General features: G+C 42.3%; 23 protein-coding genes and 1 pseudogene. 17 read left to right on the forward strand and 7 right to left on the reverse strand.

Annotation, left to right across the window (positions count from 1 at the left end; translation table 11 throughout):
* The first annotated feature begins 79 nt into the window (after window positions 1-79).
* The 10 genes from hpaE to B5354_RS21030 all read left to right on the forward strand — a co-directional run bounded on the left by hpaE (window position 80) and on the right by B5354_RS21030 (window position 9,241).
* A complete protein-coding gene (gene hpaE, locus B5354_RS03400) occupies window positions 80-1,600 on the forward strand; it encodes a 5-carboxymethyl-2-hydroxymuconate semialdehyde dehydrogenase (RefSeq protein WP_079525921.1) in 1,521 nt (506 codons plus the stop codon).
* Window positions 1,601-1,630: 30 nt separating this feature from the next.
* Window positions 1,631-3,106, forward strand: a complete 1,476-nt coding sequence (gene hpaB, locus B5354_RS03405; protein ID WP_079525923.1) for a 4-hydroxyphenylacetate 3-monooxygenase, oxygenase component — start codon at window positions 1,631-1,633, stop codon at window positions 3,104-3,106.
* 13 nt (window positions 3,107-3,119) lie between these two features.
* A complete protein-coding gene (gene hpaD, locus B5354_RS03410) occupies window positions 3,120-4,100 on the forward strand; it encodes a 3,4-dihydroxyphenylacetate 2,3-dioxygenase (RefSeq protein WP_079525925.1) in 981 nt (326 codons plus the stop codon).
* Between the two features lie 30 nt (window positions 4,101-4,130).
* The gene (locus tag B5354_RS03415; RefSeq protein WP_079525927.1) at window positions 4,131-4,589 is read left to right on the forward strand and encodes a flavin reductase family protein; all 459 of its coding nucleotides are present in this window, start codon (window positions 4,131-4,133) and stop codon (window positions 4,587-4,589) included.
* Between the two features lie 20 nt (window positions 4,590-4,609).
* Entirely contained in the window at window positions 4,610-5,485 is an 876-nt protein-coding gene (locus B5354_RS03420; RefSeq protein WP_079525929.1) for an adenylyltransferase/cytidyltransferase family protein, read from the forward strand.
* A 30-nt stretch (window positions 5,486-5,515) separates the two neighbouring features.
* Complete coding sequence (gene hpaI / locus B5354_RS03425) at window positions 5,516-6,436, forward strand: 2,4-dihydroxyhept-2-ene-1,7-dioic acid aldolase (RefSeq protein WP_079525931.1); 921 nt, start codon at window positions 5,516-5,518, stop codon at window positions 6,434-6,436.
* A gap of 298 nt (window positions 6,437-6,734) precedes the next feature.
* Window positions 6,735-7,814: a sensor histidine kinase gene (locus tag B5354_RS03430; RefSeq protein ID WP_079525933.1), complete on the forward strand. Its 1,080-nt coding sequence runs from the start codon at window positions 6,735-6,737 to the stop codon at window positions 7,812-7,814.
* 11 nt (window positions 7,815-7,825) lie between these two features.
* The gene (locus B5354_RS03435) at window positions 7,826-8,506 is read left to right on the forward strand and encodes a response regulator transcription factor (RefSeq protein WP_079525935.1); all 681 of its coding nucleotides are present in this window, start codon (window positions 7,826-7,828) and stop codon (window positions 8,504-8,506) included.
* Window positions 8,507-8,632: 126 nt separating this feature from the next.
* Complete coding sequence (locus B5354_RS03440) at window positions 8,633-9,040, forward strand: DUF6220 domain-containing protein (protein WP_079525937.1); 408 nt, start codon at window positions 8,633-8,635, stop codon at window positions 9,038-9,040.
* 12 nt (window positions 9,041-9,052) lie between these two features.
* Complete coding sequence (locus B5354_RS21030; protein WP_425432085.1) at window positions 9,053-9,241, forward strand: DUF5957 family protein; 189 nt, start codon at window positions 9,053-9,055, stop codon at window positions 9,239-9,241.
* A 46-nt stretch (window positions 9,242-9,287) separates the two neighbouring features.
* Here the strand turns inward: B5354_RS21030 and B5354_RS03450 are convergent, their stop codons facing one another.
* The gene (locus tag B5354_RS03450; protein ID WP_079525941.1) at window positions 9,288-9,743 is read right to left on the reverse strand and encodes a hypothetical protein; all 456 of its coding nucleotides are present in this window, start codon (window positions 9,741-9,743) and stop codon (window positions 9,288-9,290) included.
* A gap of 264 nt (window positions 9,744-10,007) precedes the next feature.
* Between B5354_RS03450 and B5354_RS03455 the strand changes: the two genes are divergently transcribed.
* Window positions 10,008-10,238, forward strand: coding sequence for an excisionase family DNA-binding protein (locus B5354_RS03455; protein WP_079525943.1), 231 nt, complete (start codon window positions 10,008-10,010; stop codon window positions 10,236-10,238).
* A gap of 27 nt (window positions 10,239-10,265) precedes the next feature.
* Here the strand turns inward: B5354_RS03455 and B5354_RS03460 are convergent, their stop codons facing one another.
* Window positions 10,266-11,864, reverse strand: coding sequence for an amidohydrolase (locus B5354_RS03460; RefSeq protein ID WP_079525945.1), 1,599 nt, complete (start codon window positions 11,862-11,864; stop codon window positions 10,266-10,268).
* Between the two features lie 118 nt (window positions 11,865-11,982).
* Window positions 11,983-12,363 (reverse strand): RidA family protein, encoded by a 381-nt coding sequence (locus B5354_RS03465; RefSeq protein WP_079525947.1) that lies wholly within the window; start codon window positions 12,361-12,363, stop codon window positions 11,983-11,985.
* 441 nt (window positions 12,364-12,804) lie between these two features.
* Here B5354_RS03465 and B5354_RS03470 point away from each other — a divergent pair, with 441 nt between their 5' ends.
* The 4 genes and pseudogenes from B5354_RS03470 to B5354_RS03485 all read left to right on the forward strand — a co-directional run bounded on the left by B5354_RS03470 (window position 12,805) and on the right by B5354_RS03485 (window position 18,361).
* On the forward strand, window positions 12,805-14,292 hold the full coding sequence (locus B5354_RS03470) for a Na+/H+ antiporter NhaC family protein (RefSeq protein WP_425432086.1): 1,488 nt from the start codon (window positions 12,805-12,807) through the stop codon (window positions 14,290-14,292).
* A gap of 339 nt (window positions 14,293-14,631) precedes the next feature.
* Window positions 14,632-16,215, forward strand: a pseudogene (locus B5354_RS03475) (long-chain-fatty-acid--CoA ligase).
* A 124-nt stretch (window positions 16,216-16,339) separates the two neighbouring features.
* The gene (locus B5354_RS03480; RefSeq protein ID WP_079525951.1) at window positions 16,340-17,404 is read left to right on the forward strand and encodes an AI-2E family transporter; all 1,065 of its coding nucleotides are present in this window, start codon (window positions 16,340-16,342) and stop codon (window positions 17,402-17,404) included.
* A 9-nt stretch (window positions 17,405-17,413) separates the two neighbouring features.
* Window positions 17,414-18,361, forward strand: a complete 948-nt coding sequence (locus B5354_RS03485) for an aminoglycoside phosphotransferase family protein (RefSeq protein ID WP_079525953.1) — start codon at window positions 17,414-17,416, stop codon at window positions 18,359-18,361.
* Window positions 18,362-18,382: 21 nt separating this feature from the next.
* Here the strand turns inward: B5354_RS03485 and B5354_RS03490 are convergent, their stop codons facing one another.
* Window positions 18,383-18,730 carry a DUF4064 domain-containing protein gene (locus tag B5354_RS03490; protein ID WP_079525955.1) on the reverse strand — a complete coding sequence of 116 codons (348 nt, stop codon included), beginning with the start codon at window positions 18,728-18,730 and terminating at the stop codon, window positions 18,383-18,385.
* A 537-nt stretch (window positions 18,731-19,267) separates the two neighbouring features.
* Between B5354_RS03490 and B5354_RS03495 the strand changes: the two genes are divergently transcribed.
* Window positions 19,268-20,707 carry a carbon starvation CstA family protein gene (locus B5354_RS03495; RefSeq protein ID WP_079525957.1) on the forward strand — a complete coding sequence of 480 codons (1,440 nt, stop codon included), beginning with the start codon at window positions 19,268-19,270 and terminating at the stop codon, window positions 20,705-20,707.
* A gap of 101 nt (window positions 20,708-20,808) precedes the next feature.
* Here the strand turns inward: B5354_RS03495 and B5354_RS03500 are convergent, their stop codons facing one another.
* Genes B5354_RS03500 through B5354_RS03510 form a run of 3 tightly spaced genes read right to left on the reverse strand, consistent with a single transcriptional unit; the run spans window position 20,809 to window position 21,711 of the window.
* Window positions 20,809-21,036, reverse strand: coding sequence for a helix-turn-helix domain-containing protein (locus B5354_RS03500; protein WP_079525959.1), 228 nt, complete (start codon window positions 21,034-21,036; stop codon window positions 20,809-20,811).
* On the reverse strand, window positions 21,029-21,184 hold the full coding sequence (locus B5354_RS03505) for a YvrJ family protein (RefSeq protein ID WP_163528761.1): 156 nt from the start codon (window positions 21,182-21,184) through the stop codon (window positions 21,029-21,031). Before B5354_RS03505 ends, B5354_RS03500 begins: the two co-directional genes overlap by 8 nt.
* Window positions 21,181-21,711 carry a sigma-70 family RNA polymerase sigma factor gene (locus tag B5354_RS03510; RefSeq protein WP_079525963.1) on the reverse strand — a complete coding sequence of 177 codons (531 nt, stop codon included), beginning with the start codon at window positions 21,709-21,711 and terminating at the stop codon, window positions 21,181-21,183. The genes B5354_RS03505 and B5354_RS03510 overlap by 4 nt, the downstream gene beginning before the upstream one ends.
* A 221-nt stretch (window positions 21,712-21,932) precedes the next feature.
* On the opposite strand from B5354_RS03510, the gene B5354_RS03515 reads away from it, so the two are divergent.
* Window positions 21,933-22,742, forward strand: a complete 810-nt coding sequence (locus B5354_RS03515) for an Fpg/Nei family DNA glycosylase (protein WP_079525965.1) — start codon at window positions 21,933-21,935, stop codon at window positions 22,740-22,742.
* Window positions 22,743-22,754: the final 12 nt, after the last annotated feature.

Consider the following 22,754-nt stretch of genomic DNA (forward strand, 5'->3'; position numbering starts at 1 on the left):
GTTGATTATACAAACTTTTTTAATATTTCTGAATTAATTTTAGCAGAAAAAGTAAGCGCTATCAAAAGGGGGATAACAAATGAGTGACGTAAGGTTAGCTGATGTTAATGAAGCAGGAAAAAAAGTCATTTCTGATATTCATGATATTCAGTTGTATATCGATGGCGAATTCGTGGATGCAGAGAGTAAAGAACAATTTGAAAATGTTAGTCCATTTACTAATGAAAAAATTAATCAAGTAGCTTCAGGTGGGAGCGCTGATATTGAGAAAGCTGTTAAGGCAGCAAGAAAAGCCTTTGAAGGCGAATGGGGAAGCCTTCCACTAAAGGAGCGGCTTAACTACATTTATAAAATTGCAGATGTCATTGATGAACATATTGACGAGATTGCGCCACTAGAATCGTATGATACTGGCCTTCCGATCAGTCAAACGAAGAAAATGGTTGCACGTGCAGCGCAAAATTTCAGATTTTACGCGGAGATGGTGTCAAGCCGGCTTGTTGGGGATGCTTATCAGGTGGATGATCAGTTCCTGAATTACACAATCCATAAGCCCGTAGGAATTGCCGGGCTGATTACTCCATGGAATGCCCCATTCATGCTGGAAACGTGGAAAATCGCCCCGGCGTTAGCGACAGGAAATACGGTGATTTTAAAACCAGCGGAGTGGTCGCCGCTGACAGCTAACCGTCTAGCTGAAATCATTGATAAGGCTGGATTACCTGATGGGGTCTTTAATGTTGTACACGGATATGGAGAAACAGCTGGTGCCTCGCTTGTTGCCCATGAGGATGTAGAGCTGATTTCATTTACCGGCGAAACGAAAACAGGGTCAGAGATTATGAAAAATGGCGCTGATTCCTTAAAGCAGTTTTCCATGGAGCTGGGAGGAAAATCTCCGATTATCGTCTTTGAGGATGCGGATATAGAGAGAGCTATTGATGCGTGTACATGGGGAATATTCTCCTTTAACGGTGAGCGTTGTACAGCAAACTCCAGGTTGTATGTTCATGAAGATATCGCAGAAGAGTTTATTATGGCCCTCAAAGACCGTGTTCAAAACATTGTGGTGGGAGATCCGATGAAGGACGAGACGCAAGTTGGTCCGCTGATTCATACGAAACATTACGAAAATGTGAAGCACTATCTCGACATTGCGGAACAAGAAGGATGTCAGGTGATCAGCGGAACGGTTCCTAATGAATACAGCCGCGGCAATTTTGTGGCTCCGACATTACTGTTGAATGCGGATACCTCGATGAAAGTCGTGCAAGAAGAAGTATTCGGCCCTGTCATTGCCGTTATGACATTCAAAGAAGAAGAAGAAGTCATCAAGAAAGCGAATGACGTCCGTTATGGTTTGGCTGGTTACGTTTGGACAAAAGATATTCAGCGTGGTCACCGTGTGGCTCAAGCGGTTGATTCAGGAATGTTATGGATCAATTCCCAAAACGTTCGTGATCTGCGTACACCATTTGGCGGTTCTAAACATAGTGGAATTGGCCGTGAAGGCGGACATTACGCGTTTGAGTTTTACACAGAAGTACAAATCATCCATGTTGCGCTGGGAGATCATCGCATCCCTCAATTTGGAAAGTAAATTGTTATTTAATCGAAGGAGGAATTGATTATGCCTGCAAAAACAGGAGCCCAGTATAAAGAGAAGTTACGAAATGCGAAGAATAATATTTTCATTCATGGTGAGCGAGTAGAGGACCCGACGACACACCCTGCTTTTAAAAATGTAATTCAATCGATGGCAGATTTATATGATTTGCAATATGAGAAGCCTGACAAAATGCTTTATACTTCGCCGCAAACAGGAGATCAGGTGGGGATGACCTTTTATCGTCCAGAAACCATTGAAGATTTAATCAAGCGCAGAGAGGCTATCCAGGAGTGGGCGAAGCTTTCCGGCGGGTTAATGGGCCGCTCCCCTGATTACCTAAATGCTGAAGTTATGGCGATGGGGGTAGCTAATGATCTCTTCGGTGAAGATGATCCAATGTTCGCTGAAAACGCCAAGAATTATTATGACTATGCGCGCGAAAACGACATTAGTTTGACCCATACGTTGATTCACCCGCAAGTAAACCGTCAAAAAGCTCAACACGAGCAAAAAGATGCCAACGTAGCCCTGCATCTAGTTGAGAAGCGGTCGGACGGCATTATCGTCGATGGAGCACGTTTGCTGGCTACCCAAGGCGGGATCACTGATGAAATTCTTGTTTTTCCTTCGACGGTTAAAAAAGCCGGCGAACAAGATGATCCGTATTCACTCGCTTTTGTTGTACCGAATAACACGCCAGGCCTGAAATATATCAGTCGTGAGTCGTTCGACTATGGCAAGAACAATTGGGATCACCCCTTAAGCAGCCGCTTTGAAGAAGGCGATGCGATCGTTTATTTTGACAACGTTTTTGTACCGTGGGAAAAGGTATTTGTTTGTGGAAATTCATCAATCTGTAATCGCACATTCCTTGAGACGAATGCTGTCGTGCACATGTCCCATCAGGTTGTCGCTAAAAATGTGGTGAAAACGGAATTTGTGCTAGGTGTCGTGCTCAGCTTGATGGATTCAATCGGCATCGATAAGTTCCAGCACGTACAGGATAAAGGGACAGAAATTATGTTGACACTTGAAACGATGAAATCACATTTATTTAGAGCCGAACACAATGCCAAGCTTGATAAATGGGGCACCATGACACCTGATTTTGAAGCCTTGAATGCAGCGAGAAACTGGTATCCAAGAATCTACCCTCGTCTAGTTGAGATCCTGCGTATTCTAGGGGCTTCCGGTCTTATGGGGATCCCAACTGAAGCAGACTTTCATCATGAGGAGATTGGACCGCTCGTCAATCGTGCGCTTCAATCTAAGAACCTTGAAGGCTATGAACGTGTGAAACTATTCCGTCTTGCCTGGGATCTGACGATGAGTGCCTTTGGAAGCAGACAAACGCACTATGAGTACTATTTCTTCGGCGATCCAGTGAAAATGGGGATGACGTATTTTGAGCAGTTCAACAAAGAGCCTTATAAAGAGTACATCCAGGATTTCCTGAAAAAAGTTAAACCATCAAAACCTGACTATACCAACGTATAAGGAGTGAAGAGGGATGAACTTTGATATCATCCGTACCGGCCGGGCGATCTTACACGTAACCGATTTAGACAAATCAAGAGCTTTCTATGAGGCTCTTGGTTTCATTGAAACAGCGTCTGATGACAAGAACCTATTCTTAAGAGGGATTGAAGAACACAATCATCACAGTCTGCTATTGAAAAAGGCAGAAACACCAGTCGTTGAAGTGATTAGTTACAAGGTAAGGTCAGAGGAGGATTTAGATCGCCTCGCTGCCTTTTTTGAAAAGCAGGGTTCCAAAGTGAAATGGATGGAAAAAGGTTCTCAACAGGCTGTCGGAAGAGCATTACGAATCCAGGATGTGTCAGGTCTTCCCGTTGAATTTTATGCGGAGATGGAACCGGCTGAACGACTGCTTCAGAAATACCACCTTCATAAAGGTGCGAAGGTGCAGCGGATTGACCACTTTAACTGCATGGTTCCAGATGTTGAGAAAGCCTATAACTATTACATTAACGAGTTAGGGTTCTCTTGCTCAGAATATACCGCAGGCGAGGAAGAAAAAATTTGGGCCGCATGGCTGCACCGTAAACCAAGTGTTCACGATGTCGCTTATATGAATGGCTTTGGCCCCCGTCTTCATCACGTTGGATTTTGGCTAAAAGATCCAATGAATTTAATTGACGGATGTGATGTATTGGCGTCCATGGGCTATGGGAATGCCATTGAACGCGGACCAGGGCGTCACGGATTATCCAATGCGATGTTCCTTTATTTGAGGGACCCGGATGGACACAGGATTGAACTGTATAACGGCGACTATTTAACGAGTGATCCTGATTTTAAACCGGTACGCTGGGATTTAGATGACCCAATGCGGCAGACATTCTGGGGACATGAAGCACCTGACAGCTGGTTTGAGGAAGCATCTGAAGTTCTCGATGTTCATTCACATGAAAAGGTGAAAGGTGCTGAACCTACTTTGAAAAAACGTAAACCAACTTTTGTGACGTGATAACGAAAAAATAAAAAAGAGGTGATTATGATGGACGATCGTATGTTCAGAGCAGCGATGGGGAAATTTGCAACGGGAGTTACGGTCATCGCTTCAGAGATGGATGGAGATGTTCATGGGATGACAGCCAACGCGTTCATGTCGGTCTCCCTTGATCCGAAACTCATCCTGATTTCCGTAGATGGAAAGGCTAAAATGAATGAAGTGATTAAGAATTCAGAGAAGTTTACCGTCAACATTTTGTCAGGTGATCAGAAGGAAATGTCGATGATTTTCGCCGGACAAATTAAAGATGGGAAGAAGGTAGAGTTCGACACCTTTGAAGGGCTTCCGGTAATAGGCGACTCACTTGTCAGTTTAGCTTGTAATCTTTACCAGGCCCACGATGCTGGTGATCACACCTTATTCATTGGAGAGGTCAAGAATTTGAATGTTCAAGACGGAGAGCCGCTGGCCTTTTATGAAGGAAACTATAAACAAATGACATAACTCTAAGGGGAGGGGTAACGATGAGAACGGTATCAATTGATTTTCCAATGGCACGGTCAATACAGGAAGACAGCGAAGCATGCGTCATGGCGTTAGGGTTTTTTGACGGCGTCCATTTAGGGCATCAAAAAATCATTCAAACAGCTAAGAAGCTGGCTGACGAAAAAAGTCTCAAGCTTGCTGTAATGACTTTTAACCAGCACCCCTCCTCCGTTATTAAGAAAGGAACGATTATCACCAACTACATGACACCACTGGCTGCGAAAGCAAGAGTGTTCGAAGGGCTTGGTGTTGATCTTCTATACGTTGTGAATTTTAAACCGGAAGTTGCTAAAATCCCACATGACCAATTTGTTGACGACTACTTATGCGGGTTGAGCTGTAAGCATGTCGTTGCCGGTTTTGATTACAAATATGGGTTTAAAGGCAAAGGAGATATGGAACAACTGCCGATCGACAGTGTTGGCCGTTTTTCAGTCACAACAGTAGGTAAACTGGAGAAGAGCGAGCAAAAAGTAAGTTCAACACTGTTGCGGGGGTTGATTTCCTCCGGGAGAGTAGAAGAAATCCCTAGATACTTGGGGAGGAGCTACTCGATAGCAGGCACATTAAAGGGACGAGGAAGAACGTGCACGATTGATTTTGACCCGGACTATTACCTTCCTTGCCCCGGTTTATATGAAGTAACGATTAATAAAAATACGTCCCAATTAAAAGGAATGTGTGAAGTGAAATCCGTTCACCATCCTGGCCAGCTGCAAGTTACGCTGTTCCGTGACCAATTATTTGATAATCATGCGGAAGCAGAACTGCAGTGGGATAATTTTATAGCCGATTTTGACATGGATGCATTCCATGCACAAGGGGATTTTCGCGAATTGGAAATGAGCATTTGACCTTAGTAGAATAATAGAGGAGGAATTGACATGGTACGAGATTACAATGAAGTTAAAGCCAGCTTGAGAGGTTCGGTAACCCCAGTCATCACACCTTTTAAAGCAAACCATGATGTTGATTATGAAACACTGTCTGAATTAATTGAGTTTCAATTGGAGAATGGCACACATGCGATATCTGTAACAGGAACATCAGGAGAACCAAGTTCATTAACGGAAGAAGAACGAGTAAATGTTATGGAAACAGCTTATAAAACAATTAATGGCCGCGTTCCATTTATACCAGGCACAGGCTCAACGAACCATGATGAAACAATGCGGCTAACGAAAAAGGCCGAGGAAATCGGAGCCGATGCAGCATTAGTCATTGTTCCATATTATAATAAGCCTAACCAGCAGGCGCTCTACAAACACTTTAAAACAGTAGCCGATTCCGTTGATATTCCAATCATTGTTTACAATATTCCGGGACGGACAGCGCAAAACTTAGAGGTTGAAACACTTGCCAACCTGAGTCGTGATTGTCCAAATATTATCGGAGTTAAAGAGTCGAACAAAAACTTCGAACATGTGAACCGTGTCCTGTTAAATTGTGGTCGAGATTTCTTGCTGTTCTCTGGAATTGAACTTCTTTGCTATCCGATGCTTGCGATTGGCGGAGCAGGATCCGTTAGCGCAACGGCTAACGTACTGCCAGGAAAGGTCGCGCAAATGCATGATGCCTGGTTTGAGGGAGATGTCGAGACCGCTCAAAAGCTGCACTATGAGTTGATGGAGCTTAATGATGTGCTCTTTAAAGACACCAATCCAGCACCTGTGAAAGCTGCTCTTGGGATGATGGGTAAAATTGAGCCGCATTTAAGACTGCCAATGGATCTTCCTTCAGAGGAATTGCAGAACGAAATCCGCGAAACATTAAATAAATACGGGGTGAATCTTCAACTTGTTTAGTAGAGGATTTTATGCAGAAGACGGTCTATCGATAAGGTAGGCCGTTTTTGTTTGCAAAAGGCGGCTGGCTGGTGAGCGATTTACATAGAAAATGAGCGCTTTAGAGAGAAATGTGAGCGACTCGCTAAAAAGACGAGCGATTACTAGAATAATACGAGCGTTTTTGACAAAAGTTGAGCGATAATGGATAGAAGGGGGAAGCTTCCTACATGATGGGCTCCTATTTGCTAGAACAATGTAGACGACTTCAATTATAATGGTATATGCTTAAGAGAAAGATAGGAAAGGAGCGGGGATTTTGTCGATACGAAAACGGTTGATTTTATCTAACATAGCCATGGTTGTTGGGCCTTTTTTATTCCTGCTTATAGTAGAAATTATAGCTGGCTACCTGCTGATGAATGTAATAGAGATAGAAAGTAGAGACCGATTGCAGAAAATATTCATCTCCATTCATTTCATAGGTTTGCTTCTCATACTAATTTTAACGAACGGAATCATTACATACTTTTTATCGAAGAGTATCATTCGTCCAGTGAACCGATTAACTCATGCAGCAGAAGAAATCGGCAAGGGAAATTTGGATTTTAAGATTGAACGGATGAGAAAAGATGAAATTGGTAAACTGTCCGATACCTTTGAAATGATGAGAAAGAGGCTGCAGGAATCTCAAGAGCTTAAGAAAAAGTACCAGGAGAACCGGAATAAACTAATGATGAATATTTCACATGACTTAAAGACGCCTATCACATCAATTAAAGGCCATATAGAAGGAATACGCGATGGTGTGGCAAATACCGAGGAGAAAATGGATGCTTATATTGAAACCATTCATACGAAAACTATTGTGATGGATCGTCTCATTGACGAACTTTTTGAGCATTCTAAACTTGATATGGGGCGATTGGCTTTCCGATTCAAAGAGGTTGATTTACAGCCATTTCTCATTGATTTGATGGAAGAGTACCAACTCGAGTGGGATGAGGTAGCTTTTTCCTTTGAGGCAGAAAAAGAAAAAGACTTTCGCGCAAAGGTTGATCCTGATCAACTAAGAAGAGTCGTTGTGAATCTAATGAATAATAGTTTAAAACATATGGATAAAACAGAGAAGAAGATTCATATTGATCTGGAAGAAAAATTTGATGAGATTACGGTAAAGGTTAAAGATAATGGACCAGGTATACTTAATAAAGACTTGCCTCATATTTTCGAGTTGTTTTATCGTTCAGACATGGCGAGGACTTCAGAAGGGGGAAGCGGTCTGGGACTAGCTATTTCTAAGCGCATTATTCAAGAACATGAGGGAGAGATCAGCGCCTCCAGCAGAATAGGTCATGGAACAACCGTGACCTTTACTCTTCCTGTATCACGCATTTAAAGGGTGATGTAATGAATCATATTCTAATCATTGAAGATGAAGAGAGTATTGCAGAATTGCAGAGAGACTACCTGGAAATGGACGGCTATGCGGTTACGATATCTTTGGACGGGTACACTGGCCTTCACACTGCTTTAACGGAGGACGTCGACTTAGTATTGTTGGATGTCATGCTGCCAGGAATGGATGGATTCAGCGTCTGTAAAGCACTACGTAAGAAGAAGGATATTCCGATTTTAATGGTGACGGCAAAAGTAGAGGATATCGACAAAATTCGGGGACTTGGCTTGGGGGCAGATGATTACATTGTAAAACCCTTCAGTCCCAGTGAACTAGTTGCTCGTGTTAAAGCACATCTTACAAGGTACCAACGTCTAGTCGGTAAGGCAGATCACGACACTCAAATTCGCGGACTTCACATCGATCGTAAGTCACGAAGAGTAAAAGTCAATGAGGAAGAAATCATGCTGACGGCCAAAGAGTTTAATTTATTGTCATTTCTAGCTCAGAATCCTGATCATGTCTTTAGCAAAGAGGAGTTATTTGACCGAATTTGGGGATTCGATTCTGTTGGAGATATCAGTACGGTAACTGTCCATATTAGAAAAATTCGAGAAAAGATTGAAAAAGACCCCTCACAGCCAGAGTATTTGGAAACAGTATGGGGAGCGGGTTACCGATTTAAAAAGTAAAAGGAAGGGATCTTCATCAATCGAAGATTCCTTCCTTTTTATAGTTAAGAAATATTTAATCATTCATTAAGTAAGTTTTAAGAAGGCATCTGTATCCTGTTTATTAGTAGACAGGAGGTATTAACAGTGAATGAAAATCAGTTAATAAAAGGTACGAAAAAAAGGCAGAAAATATTCGCAGTGATTACAGGGGTCTTTTCAGCCTGTATCGTCGTCCAAATATTTATCGCCGGTTTAGCTATTTTTGACACCCCATTGCATTGGGGAGTGCATCGTTTCTTTGTACATCTCTTTGATAAGCTTGCTCTATTGATTCTAGGGTTGTCCTTTGTCTGCAAAATGCCCACAAGCATCCGCTGGCAAAGTGGTGCAATGGTTTTGCTGATTTATTTGATGTATTTTTCGGCAAACGTAGGCGCACTTGTATCATGGGGCGCCGCACTTCACCCCGTCTTTGCCATGCTGCTCTTTAGTCTATCAGTTTACTGTACCGTGCAATCATGGCAGGCAACGAGGGAGGTGGAACCACAATGAAAGGTTATGGTTATGCTCATTACTGCCATTGCTGGATTTATCGCCGGGATTGTAGTATCCGAGTTCATTGGAATGATGGGTTATCTTTTATTCGACCAATCAATGGGGGTCAAATATTTACCAATTGTTTTTGCAATTGTGTTTGCTTGCATAGGTCCTAGTATAGACAGGCGTTTTATCCGTGTTGGTACCCGTAAATAATGCATTGGGGTACACAACGGGTAATCCAATTTACAGAGAGCTTCAGTTATACGCGGCTAAATCCTTCTTGTTCAAGAAAATTAGCGGCTTCTTCATAAGAATTAAACGTTCCTTCAAGAGCCTCGTCTGCATATACGTTATATCCGTCTTCTTCACGCATTAAAACGAGAGACTGATCATAATCATTCATCCATTCCTCAAGGACGGGGTTTTTCTCAGCGGGCGTAGCGGATAGCGATTCGATCGCTTCCTGAACAAGGTTCCGCAGCTCGTCCGCTTTAAAATCACGAATGTTGATCATTCCTTTTGAGTCCGTCGGATAGTCTTCAAGTTCGCCAGCATAGACAAACCCGTTACCGTTTGGGTGGAGATGGTACACAATATTCTTTTTATCGTATAAGCTATTTTCAAAATGGAAATTAACGCGGCCAAGTGAAACTTCCTTTTTCTCAAGCTGGTTAAATTCCTCCATAATGGCTATTTTTTCTTCAAAAGATAACATAAGTGCCTCCTTGAGCTTTCTTTATCATTCGTGATTATAGCACATGGGAAACAGGAAAGGAAAAAAGGAATTGTTTAAAATAGCCAGCCGTGGTATAGTTAATTCTGCGATGAGCTAATTTGCGTAAGACGGCGTATATGCCTAACGTGGCTAAACGGCGAATGTGGTCGCCGGTACGTACGCGGCAAAGTATCGAAAGCTTTCCCTTCAATGGGAAAGCTTTTTTCGTGTAAAATAATAAGATGTTGAAGAGGGGGAGAAGGGATGTACTTAACGATCCAGCAGACTGCTGAATACTTAGATGTGCCGTATTCATATATTGAATCCCTAATTAGAGACAAGCAAATTCGCGCTGTCCACGATGGTACAGCATATCTTATCAACAACAATCAATTTGATACCTACTTTGAACAGATAGAGAAATATCGTCTAATGATACAGGAGTACTTAAGTGAACCGTTACCTGAAGATCCCGATATTAAAGATGAAGATTAAATAAACAGAGCCCTGGAAGAACTCTGTTTACTTACGCTCATACACTTTTTTACCACGATACCATGTTTCCAGAACTTTAATTTGGTGCAAGTCTTGAGGTGGAATTTCATGAGGATGTTGATCAAGCACGACGAAATCGGCTTGATACCCAGGCTTTATCTTTCCTTTACTATCCTCTTGGTACTCAAATTCCGCTGGGACAGTTGTGAAAGCATGAAAGCTGTCATCCACTTTTAACTTTTCCTGGGGCATCCAGCCGCCTTCAGGATTTCCTTCAAGGTCTGTCCGATTAACAGCCGTGTTGATCGTCACAAGCGGATTGATTGAGCCGATCGGCAAATCTGAACTTAATGTAACAGGAATGTGATCACGCACTAAACTGTTAAAGGCATCACAAAAGGGAAGTAATTCTTTTGGTGTCCATTTATCTTTCTTATTCCATTCGCCCAGTAAAAAGGATGGCTGTGTTTCGATATACGGTTTGAGTGTTCGCAGACGATCCATAAGGTCTGGAGCTAGAGTTTGAGCGTGGATAATTCGATGCCGTCGCTCTCTAGTATGGGCTTCTTTCTGTTCCAATGCCTCAATCGCCTGCTCACAAGCACGGTCTCCAATCGCATGCATAGCAACTTGCATCCCGTTTTCACCAGCTTCGGCTACCATCTCGTTAACTTGCTCCTGGGTGTAAATGAGCGTGCCACTCGTATCAGGGTTTTCAGGGTAAGGGTTTCTCATTGCCGATGTATGAAGACGCTGGGTGCCATCTAAGAAGATTTTAATTGCTCCGACTTTTACTTGATTCGTCCCATCCCCGGTTCTAAGTTTATGGGTCCTAAGAAATTGTCTGAGATCATCAATATCAAAGATATAATGATGCAGTTGAACATCAATAGGGAGTTCGCCTTCATTTTCAAGCTCCGTATAGGCTCTCCATAGCCGATCATAACTTCGAATGAAATTTAAATCATCGGTATGCAAGGAAGTAAGACCGTTTTCGTTAATATGTGGAAAAGCAGCCTTCAGAGCCTGTTTGGCATCCTTTACAGAGCGTCCCCAGAAATGGCGCTTAATGTAATGGACGGCGGTATCTTTAAACCTCCCGGTCCACTGTCCTTGATCGTCTTTCTCCTTAAAGATATCCGGCTCTTTTTTGAAAGCTTCTTCTTCTCTTAGCAATTCTAATGCTTTTTCACTTATCACACATTCATGTCCATCTTCATGGAGCAAAAAGATATAAGCATCTGCGTGAATTTCGTGCAAATCCTGTGCAGTTAATAAATGGTCGATATCATCAAATTGAGCATCATTGAACCCTTTTCCGAAAAACCACTGATTTTCTTTGAGGTTTCCATAATGATTCTCGATTAGTTCCTTCACTTCCTTGAAGCTCTCGGCTTCTGTTAAATCCAGTTCCTTCTTCAATAGCCCATATCTTAGTAAATGCATATGACTGTCATTAAAACTAGGTGCAATCAGCTTTCCTTTCCCATCAATCGATGTTTTTGGGCCTTTGTAGGGGCTTGGATGAATAGATTGGAATACACCGTCTTCAAATTCAATCGCATAGGTCTTATCCTTGTTCCTCTCATCAAAAGGCTGATAGATTCTTACATTATCTATGATCACGAATCAATTCTCCTCTCAAGCTGGTTCTATTAAATGGTTACCACTAAAATAAGTCAGTAAACCTTTTTGAGAAGTGAATGAAAAACGCAGAGTCATGGTTGCGACTCTGCGTTTTAGCTTACTCTTTAACAGCAATGGCTTCGATTTCAACTTTAGCTCCTTTTGGCAGCTTTCCGACTTCGACGGCAGCACGGGCTGGGTATGGTTCGCTTAAATAGCTGGCATAAACTTCATTAACCACAGCAAAATCGTCAATGTTATCAAGATAAATATTAGCTTTTGCGATATGTTTGTATGTAAGGCCAGCTTCTTTGAGAATTGCGCCAATATTCTCCATCACTTGTTCGGTTTGCTCTTTTACATGTTCCGACGCAAACGATTGTGTGACGGGATCAAGCGGAATTTGACCGGAAATGAAAATAAGATTTCCCACGTCGACTGCTTGCGAGTAAGGTCCGATCGCAGCAGGTGCATGGTCAGTTGAAATAGGCTTAAACAAAGTAAATCACTCCTCTTATGTATAGTTAATAAATATCCTATCATGCTAAAGATATTTAGGGAATACAAAGCGCATCGGAAAAAATAAGGAGAAATAAATCATTTCCCGGGAAATGTTGCCGTTTCATGTCTGTTTTTGAGGAGGTAATGGATTTACCGAAAATTTTGTCTTTACAAACTGAAAATTTTATCATTAAATTATTATCAGCTGCCTTTTGGAATGTTTTTGTTGTAGGATGATTTTTCAAGAAATACTAGGGTTCACCTTGATACAGGCAGATTCACTCGGTATAGAAAGGGTGATAATTAGGTATAATGACCTAAAATGATTAGAGTATTTTACCAATCAAAGGATAAGATAGCCTAGTTTAGTGAAAGCGATTACATATAGTCGTATTTAATGATACACTATTTAAGGATTTCATTTGAAGGAGGGAAACTTGTGGCAAATTCACGAAACGATGAAGTCATTGATGAAGCAGTTGGAGAAAAGTCGATTAACAGATTAGAATTCCGTGGAGGCGTCTTTGCAGCCACAGTCCCACTAATCTTTTTCATAGTATGGGCGATTACATTAAGTGTAACGAAGCTTGTCACTGAAGAAGCATTGGTTCTCGGAATGGTAATCGGTGTAGCCATCGGTTTATTTCTTTGTAAATCAAAGTGGGCGGATTACGCACAAGCTTTAATTTCAGGAATGGCGCAGCCGATCGGGGTCATCGCTGTTATTGCCTGGTTTTGGGCAGGGATGTTTGCTAAGTTGTTATCAGCAGGCGGTCTTGTCGATGGACTCATTTGGTTTGGGTTTCAGACGGGGCTGGAAGGCGGTGCTTTTGTTGGAGTAACCTTCATGCTATCCGCGTTATTTGCAACCGCCGTTGGTACAGGATACGGAACTGTCGCAGCATTTGGTATACTCATGTATCCAGCAGGGGTTATTCTGGGAGCAGATCCAGTCTTAATGCTAGCAGCCATCTTAAGTGGTGCGGTATTTGGGGACAACCTTGCACCTGTATCTGATACAACGATTGTTTCAGCTACAACTCAGGAGGCGGATGTGCCAGGAGTTGTTCGTTCACGATTTAAATATTCTATTACGGCTGCTATCCCAACGCTTATTTTATTCGTGATTCTTGGCGATGGGGGAGATGCCCAAAATACAGAAGCTATGGCAAGGCTTCAGGAGCAAGTATCACCGAACGGGTTGTTGCTGCTGATTCCGTTCGCATTAGTACTATATTTGGCATTGTCAGGTCATCATTTGTTAACTTCTTTGACATGGGGCATTGTTGCTTCTATCGTCTTTATCATTATTTCCGGAACACCCTTTACCGAAATCATTCATATTTACAAAGATGAGGCGGGTAATGCTGTTGTAGAAGGTGCCCTCATGAGTGGTATCGGCGGCTATTTCAATATGGCGATATTAATTCTGTTTATATTAGCAGCTGCCCACCTAATGGAAGTTGCGGGGACGATGGATAAAATCAGAGATTTCTTCCTTGGCATTATAAAAGGTGTAGTGAAACGTGCCGAGCTTTCCATGTACGGCATTGTCGCCTTCTTGAATGTGTTTATTACGATCAATACGGCAGCAGAAATTGCAGCTGCTCCATTTGTGCGTAAGCTTGGGAAAGAAATGAATATTCACCCTTACCGTCGAGCGAACTTCCTTGATACGGTAACTTCTTCATTAGGATATATTTTTCCATGGAGTGCCGGTGTTCTTTTGGCTTGGGCCACGATTAAAGGTGCTGCCAAGGAATACGAAAATATGCCAGTCGTTAGTCCAGCTGAAGTATTCCCGTATGTTTTTCAAGGTTGGGGACTTCTCATCGTTATGCTAATTGCAGCTTTGACAGGCTGGGGTTTACGTTATAGTGGAAAGAACGGTGAAGAAGTAAAACCGAAGGATTATGAAAATAAATAAAAACGAACGATGTAAAATTGAATAACAAAAACACAGATAATTAGCGAAGTGTTTTGTCGGAGCGAGGATAGAAATCCTTTCTTGACACACAACTATCCGAACTGATTCCAGTAGAATGGAATCGTTCGGATTTTTATGCTTAATTCAGTATTTTCCCAGTCTCTTTTATAGGAGAGGAGACAGGCTGATGGTTAATGCCTATAGAAAAAAGTGGTGTTAGGAGGATTCACAATAATCTGTTGTATATTTCATCTCTTTACTAAAGATTGATATAGAACACTGTTTTCCTTACAATGTTACTGAAAGCGCTTTAATGAATAAAGGGAGGGGACGTACCGGATGCATGTACCACTTTTACTGACGGATTTTTTAGATCGTGCTGTTGAATTGTATGGGGAAAAGCCTGCCATAATTGATGATGAACGAGTTCTGACCTATCGCCAATTGAACGGACGGGTTAATCAATTATCAAGAGGACTAAGGAGCCTCGGTGTGGAAAAGGGAGACAAAGTGGCTTATCTTGCTCCAAACACTACTGAAATGCTGGAAGGGTTCTACGGAGTGTTTCAAGTAGGGGCTGTCATGACAGCATTAAACACCCGTTTGAAGCCTGCTGATTATCAATTCATTTTAACCCATAGCGAAAGCAAAGTGCTGTTTGTCGATGAGGATTTATATCCGCTTATAAAGTCGGTGTTGAAGGAGATACCTTCCTTGGAAAAGGTGATTATTCATGGTGAGGCAGTGGATGACCACAAAGGATATGATGAATGGCGTACTCAGTTTTCGGCGGATGCGTTTGAGCGTGCAAAACTGGAAGAAACGGATATAGCAAGCTTACTTTACACGAGCGGTACGACCGGAAATCCTAAAGGTGTGCTGCTTTCTCACCGATCCAATTACTTACACGCTTTATCTTCGATGCATCATTTGCGTGTATCGGACGACGATACGCTGCTGCATGTGCTGCCGATGTTCCATGTGAATGGCTGGGGATCACCATTTTATTACACGATGAATGGGGCGACTCAAGTCATGCTGCGGAAGGTCGACCCGAAGACCATTTTACAAGAAGTGAAAGACCATGGTGTCACCGTTATGCATATGGCTCCAACCGTTTTAAATATGGTTATTGAGGAGTACGATTCAAACGCTATTGAATTGGAACATGACTTGCGCGTAGTCATAGCCGGTTCTGCGCCGCCGCCAGCTTTTGTACGGAAGGTTGAAGAAGATCTCAAGTGGGAATTCATTCAAGTTTATGGAATGACGGAAATTAGTCCCTTAATTACAACATCGATACCGCGATCAACAGAACTTGATTTACCTTCAGAAGATCAGTATCTTTTAAAAGCGAAAACGGGGTATGCGATGGTTGGGTCTAAAGTCAGGGTGTTGGATGCACTCGGAGAAGAAGTGGTGCATGACGGAAGGACGATCGGGGAAATTGTGACCCGCTCCAATAACGTGATGGAAGGGTATTAAAAAAATGAGACCGCCACTAAGGAAACGATTCGTGATGGCTGGTTGTATACAGGGGATATGGCGGTTATCGATCATCATGGTTATATTGAGATTGTGGATCGCAAAAAGGATGTCATTATCAGTGGAGGAGAAAATATTTCATCCATTGAGGTAGAAGGAGTCCTTTATGACCATCCCGCGATTTTAGAAGCCGCTGTGGTGGCTGTCCCCGATGAAAAATGGGGAGAAGTTCCACATGCCGTTATTGTCTTAAGGGAAGGCTATAAGGAGGAGACAGAAGCTGATATTATCAGATATTGCCGCGAGCGATTAGCTCATTTCAAAGTACCTAAGAGTTTTTCATTTGAAAATGAACTTCCTAAAACAGCTTCAGGAAAAATCCAAAAAGTCGTCCTTCGTAAAGGGTTTTGGAAAGACCACAATCGTATGGTTCGATAACGGGTAACAGAAAGCCTCGGATTCCGGGGCTTTAATTTTGTGATATTTACGTTAGAGATCGGGTGATTTGTGGTATGTAGAATAGGTGCATCAAAAATATATTCTTAGATAAGGAGAAAAAAACATGTGGCTGAGGCATCCCTTCTTCAAGTATATAACAGCTGTGATTCTCGTGTTAATCTGTATTTATTTTCTACATATTCTCCACTTCTTCCAGCCTGTTCAAACCATTATCGGTACGCTATTCTATCCTATTTTAATCGCTGGATTTTTGTACTATTTAATAAAGCCTTTCGTTAAGTTTTTATCAAAGTCCAAGTATATCCCAGAAGTGGCGGCCATTCTGATTGTATTTGCAGCAATAGCTGGACTGCTTTACGCAGGCTTTGCCTATTTGGCTGGTACGATTCAAAAACAGGTTTCCAGCATTACAAATTTACCAAGTAAGTTAAAAGAAACAGCTCAACAGACGGAACAAGTGATCCAAAGTAACAACTTAGGAATCCTTTCAGTTGGAGAGCTGCGCCAAAAAATGACTAGTTTCTTTGGGAGTCTCACCCAGCAAATTAGTGACCATCTGACAGGAGTTGTCTCCACTATTGCTGGAGCAGCAACTGTTTTAGTCATTATCCCATTTGTCTTATTTTACTTTTTAAAAGATGGTGACCGTTTAATTCCATTTTTATTAAAATCGATTCCGGAAAAGCATAAGATGGAAGGGGAGAACCTATTAAAAAATATTGACCAAACCCTGGCTGCCTATATCATCGGTCAAATAACAGTCGCGGTTGTGGATGGTGTCCTTATGTACGTTGGTTACTTGCTGATCGGGCTTGATTATGCGTTAGTACTTGCCTTGTTCGTTATAATTACCGCAGTGGTTCCTTTTTTCGGACCGATCATTGGCGCTATTCCGGCTTTAGTGGTAGCTTTGTCGCAAGATCCTATTATGGCAGTGTATGTATTAATTATTCTTGTAGTGGTCCAGCAGCTTGAAGGAAATCTAGTGGCGCCAGTTGTGCTTGGAAACCGCCTGAACCTGCATCCTTTGACGATTATATTGCTGCTGGTCGTGGCAGCTGCCTTATATGGATTTATTGGCATGGTCATTGCTGTTCCGCTTTATTCTGTTCTAAAAGTGGTATTGAAGAATCTTGTACAATTTTTAAAACTCAGACATAAGGGATGAGGTATTTACATGGAATTGCAGGATAAATTTGTTGAAAACGTTGTGTTTTCTTTTCAGGAACAAGGAGAAAAGTGGTTGAACGACCTGCCGCATCTTCTTCATTATTGTGAACGAAAATGGGGGTTGTCGCTAAAAGAGCCTTATACGTTGTCTTATAACTATGTGGCGCCAGCCGTGACCAGAGACGGAAATGAAGTGGTCGTTAAAATTGGCTTGCCAGGTCAAGAATTTAATCAAGAGCTTGATGCCCTTCAGGCGCTTAATCCCAAAGGTATCGTTCGACTATTAGATGAAGAACGCGAGCGTGGGGTGCTACTGTTGGAAAAAGTAGAGCCAGGGACGATGCTTTCAACAGTTGAAAAGGAAGAAGAGGTAAGTCAAATAGCTGCCAGTGTGATGAAGGGACTAGTGGCTCCTGTCGAAAATAAAAAAGGGCTCCCTACGACAAGAGACAGGGAAGCAGAATTAGCTCGTATATGTGAAGAAAATCCAACTGGACTCGGCCCTTTTTCGGGTGCAGATTTAAAGAGGGCATTACATGTGTTTGCGATTATGAATACGACCGCGAGTAATTTGAAGTTGCTTCATGGTGACTTCCATCATTATAACATTCTGTCTAATGGACGTGATTCGTGGATTGCGATCGATCCGAAAGGGTTAATCGGGGAAGTGGAGTATGATTTCATCCAATTTCTGATGAACGGTTTACCGCAAGAAGGTGCGGCTGATGTTATCGCAAATAGAGTGAACCGGCTGACTGAGGAGTTAGATTTAAACTTGAAGCGGTTGTTGCTTTGGGGATACGCGCATTCTGTTTTATCAAGCGCATGGACCGTTGATGTGACAACAGGTAAGTACGATCGAAGCTTCTCGCAGTGCCCGGCTATTTTTAAGGATTTGTATGAGAGATACTATGGCCATACGATTGATGACTTTTTGGGAAAACGAGCACCATAGAGGTACTCGTTTTTTCATGCCTTAAGGACTTTTAGCAACTGCTCTATCTCTCCGTACAACTCCCATTATCCCAGCAATAAGCAGTAAAGCTGCTGGAATTAGGTAGAACATCGAAATACTAATAAGTCCCCCAAGAGCTGCAGCAATCATCATAATCGCGCCTATCTTTGTTTTGCTCTTAACAAGTATGGCTCCTACAATGGCGAGAGTAGAGAACAAGAAGGCCGCCCAGCCAAGTCCGCTGATGGCACTTGCTCCCGTCTCACTGACGGCCGCATCAATTTCTCCAATGAAGATCGCAAAAAAAGCACTGAAAAACCCAAGAATTCCGCCGATTAATCCTAAAATGAATTCACTGTTACGGTCCATGGTGTATCCCTCCACTCATAATAGAACCTGTCTGTTCAATCGTATTCGGAGACAGCCAAATTATACCTGTCCGAAATTTAGCGAACGGGAGGGGAGGTGAAGAGGCAGTGTTTATCCGCGAAATTCTACATAAACTTCAATACTCCTGCTCTGTATTTGGCTAAAACCCCTATACTATGGTATATTCATACCAATGCCATCCTACGCTAATAGCGACTGCGGGAAACTTAACCATTCTCATAGGATGGCAGGTTACATATGAAAGCCGAACTTGTTTTATAAACAAGTCCGGCTTTTTTTATTGCACCAGCTTTAAAAGTGTCTAGTTTTCATAAAGTCAGGCCCATCCAGCTCCAACTGCCTCGCTTTTTCTTGCGCAGGTATTGTGATACCCGCGTTGTAACCGATTTAAGTCTGAAAGCGTTTTGCCTTTATGAAAAAAATGGGAAAAAATATAATTTTCAGAAAAAGGGTTGCTATTCGACAAAAACGGGTTTACAATACTCCTTATTATTTATTGTTGAAGGAGGCTTCGCGATGGTAACATTTCTTGCATCCATCATGATTTTACTACTAGGATACTTTTTCTATGCAAAGGTGGTTGAGCGGATTTTCGGCATCAACGACGAGAACCCAACCCCTGCTTATACAAAGAATGACGGGTTTGACTACACACCGATAAGCTGGTGGAAGGCGAGCCTCATTCAATTGCTGAACATCGCTGGCCTCGGTCCGATATTCGGTGCCATCATGGGCGCACTTTACGGACCCGTTGCCTTCATATGGATTGTTATAGGCAGTATTTTTGCTGGTGCCGTACACGACTATTTCTCAGGCATGCTGTCACTTAGACACAATGGTGCACAGTTTCCAACTATCGTTGGTAAATATTTGGGCAAGCCGGCACAATCTATGATCAATGTGCTCTCTATAGGCCTGATGATTCTTGTGGCGGCTGCGTTTACCGCAGGACCTGCTCAACTGATGTCCGAAATTACGCCACTTGGCTTCACGGCATCATTATTGATCATTTTTGCTTACTTTTTGCTGGCAACTCTGCTGCCTATTAATAAAATTATTGGACGAGTCTACCCAATTTTTGGTGCCATTCTTATATTTATGGCGCTTTCGATCGGGGTAGGGCTTTTCTTTTTTGATAATCCTGTACCCAACCTGACACTGGACAACTTGCATCCTGACGAGTTGCCGATGTGGCCGCTTCTTATGGTAACGGTCTCTTGCGGCGCTATATCAGGTTTTCACAGTACACAGAGTCCGATTCTTTCCAGGACGCTGAAAAAGGAAAGTGAAGGGCGAAAAGTTTTTTATGGTGCGATGATTAGTGAAGGTATCATTGCCCTTATCTGGGCTGCCGCTGGAATGGCGTTCTTTGGAAGTACTGGGGGACTTCAAGAAGCTCTTGCAAACGGCGGGCCAGCTGGGGTCGTGAATGAAATCAGTATTACAACTCTTGGCACGTTAGGCGGGATACTTGCCGTGCTTGGTGTGATTATCCTGCCGATTACAACAGGTGATACAGCATTGAGGTCTTCGAGAATGATGCTGGGAGATCTTCTTACACCGATCTTAAAAAAACGCGGAAAGTGGACGAATGGGCTATTGGTGATTCCGGTTGCTGTGCCGACTTTTTTGCTCACCCAGATGGATTATAGCTTTCTGTGGCGTTATGTAGGCTGGTCCAATCAAGTGGTAGCCACTGTTATGCTATGGACCGGCGCCATGTATTTGATCAAACATCAGAAATTCCATTGGATTTGCAGTATTCCAGCTTTATTTATGACCGCGGTGGTCAGTTCCTATATTTTCTATGCACCAGAAGGATTTGATCTGCCCTATACAACATCGATGGTGATCGGAGCTGTTATTTGGGCGGCTGTCCTTATTTGGTTTATTACGCAGGTCATGAAATACAAGGCAGCCAGTCAAGAAGAATCTGCTGCCCGAAAAGCCGGATAATAGAGATTCCCGTCTCCCGTGTTTCAGGGGACGGGAATTTTTTTGGCTTAATTCTTCTTCCTATAGGGTGACTTACATATCCACATGAAGCAGCCGTGTTGTTATTCTTTTTCATAACAACTCCAAAAGGGTGTAAGTTTATCAATATCAAACTTATCTATCGATTTTATCATTTGAATCTTCAGCTCTTGCTCCATATCTTCACGTTCAGTCGCAGGCAGAGAAGCACTTAATTTTTTTATTTTTGGTTCGAATTTGTCAATCAGCTCCATCATCGCTGTTTCATCTGCTTCTTTTGCTCGTAACAATAACTCGTACACCTCACTCATGTTTCTTTTTCACCTCTTCTGTTAAATGATCTATCGACTTATCAAGGTTTTGCAGACATTGGTCCAATCGAAATAGAACGAAGAATGTCACAACAATGGGGAAGCCAATATTTCCAGCAAGACTCATCCATGATTCGATGGCTATCATGTCCATTCTCCTTCCTGATAAGCTTTACGAAATTTTCTTATGACCCTGTGATACGATTTGGAAGTTGATTGTTGCGAAACACCCAGTTTCTCAGCGATTTCCTTAAACGACAATTGATTGGCGACGTGGTCATATAAAATCAAGCGCTGCTGAACAGTTAGTCGACTAATTACGGTTTGTAATCGTGGACACGTGACCAACTCAAATGAGTCGCTTTCCTCACCCCAGCCACTAGAATTAGGATCTTCAACCGTGATTACATCCAATACGGTCAGGTCTTCACCTACTGGCTGATTAAGGGTGAACCTATGAGAATCATGCCAGTGCTGTCGCTTTTTTCGATAATCCTTCGCACATCGCCACATCGTTGTATTCATATAGGTTACAAACCGTGCTTCAATCTGATAATGATAAAACAGCTGATTCACGCGACTGCGATTCTGGGTCGTTGGATCGTTGCTCGCTATTGTATAAGCTTCGTAATGGCCGCCATGCTGCAAAAATGAGTCGAACGGTTTTTTGGACATGTTACCAGCCTCCTTTCTAAAGAATAAGGGTTAGGAATAATATTTTACAACCGACAATCGAACTAATGTTCGTATTTTTTCACGAAAAGTACCATTTTATACATGATTAGTGAATCAATTCTAGGCTTGTGAGAAGTTTGCAGCCACGGTCTATAATTGCGTTTATATGTTTGGACAAATTTGGGAATAGTAGTAAAAAGTCTTTCTATGGAGGAATGAACATGCCGGAATTACCGGAAATGGAAAATTATAAACTATTACTCCAGCAAAAGATTGGCGGGCAAACGATCACAGACATCTCCATTAACCGTGAAAAATCCATTAATGTGGATACAGAGACTTTCACGAGCCAGGTACAAAATCAGAAAGTAGTAGAGATAGAAAGGAAAGCTAAGCATTTATTGTTTCATCTTGAAAATGGCTGTGTTCTAGAGCTTCATCTCATGCTTGGAGGCTTGATGTTTTATGGTACTGAACAAGAGAAGCCGGATCGTACCATTCAAATACGAGTGTCCTTTGGAAAGAAGAACCTTTATTTTATTGGCTTACGGTTAGGGTACTTGCATCTTTTTACACAAGAAGGGGTTAAGGAGGAATTAGCAGATTTAGGCCCAGAGCCGCTAAATGTGAATTTTTCGCTCGATCATTTTTTAGAACTAGTAGAAAATAAAAGAGGTATGCTGAAAAACACCCTCGTTGATCAGGAATTTCTATCAGGAATTGGCAACTGTTATTCGGATGAAATTGCTTGGCATGCTCACTTGTTGCCAGACCGAACCATGGACGATCTCGACAAAAAGGAGAAAGTTCAATTGTACGAATCTATAGGCTTTATTCTTCCAAGAGCCACTCAATTCGGTGGGTATATGGACGAGCCCCTTTTTAAAGGGGATAGCAAAACAGGCGGCTACCCTTCACAAGCGTATGTGTATGATCGAGAGGGGAAATCATGTAAAAGGTGCGGGAACAAGATTAGTAAAGATGAAGTTTCATCACGAAAAACATTTTACTGTCGTAAATGTCAGCACTAGAAAGGGGAGATG

The sequence above is a fragment of the Halobacillus hunanensis genome (genome assembly GCF_900166655.1).
Lineage (GTDB): Bacteria > Bacillota > Bacilli > Bacillales > Halobacillaceae > Halobacillus_A > Halobacillus_A hunanensis.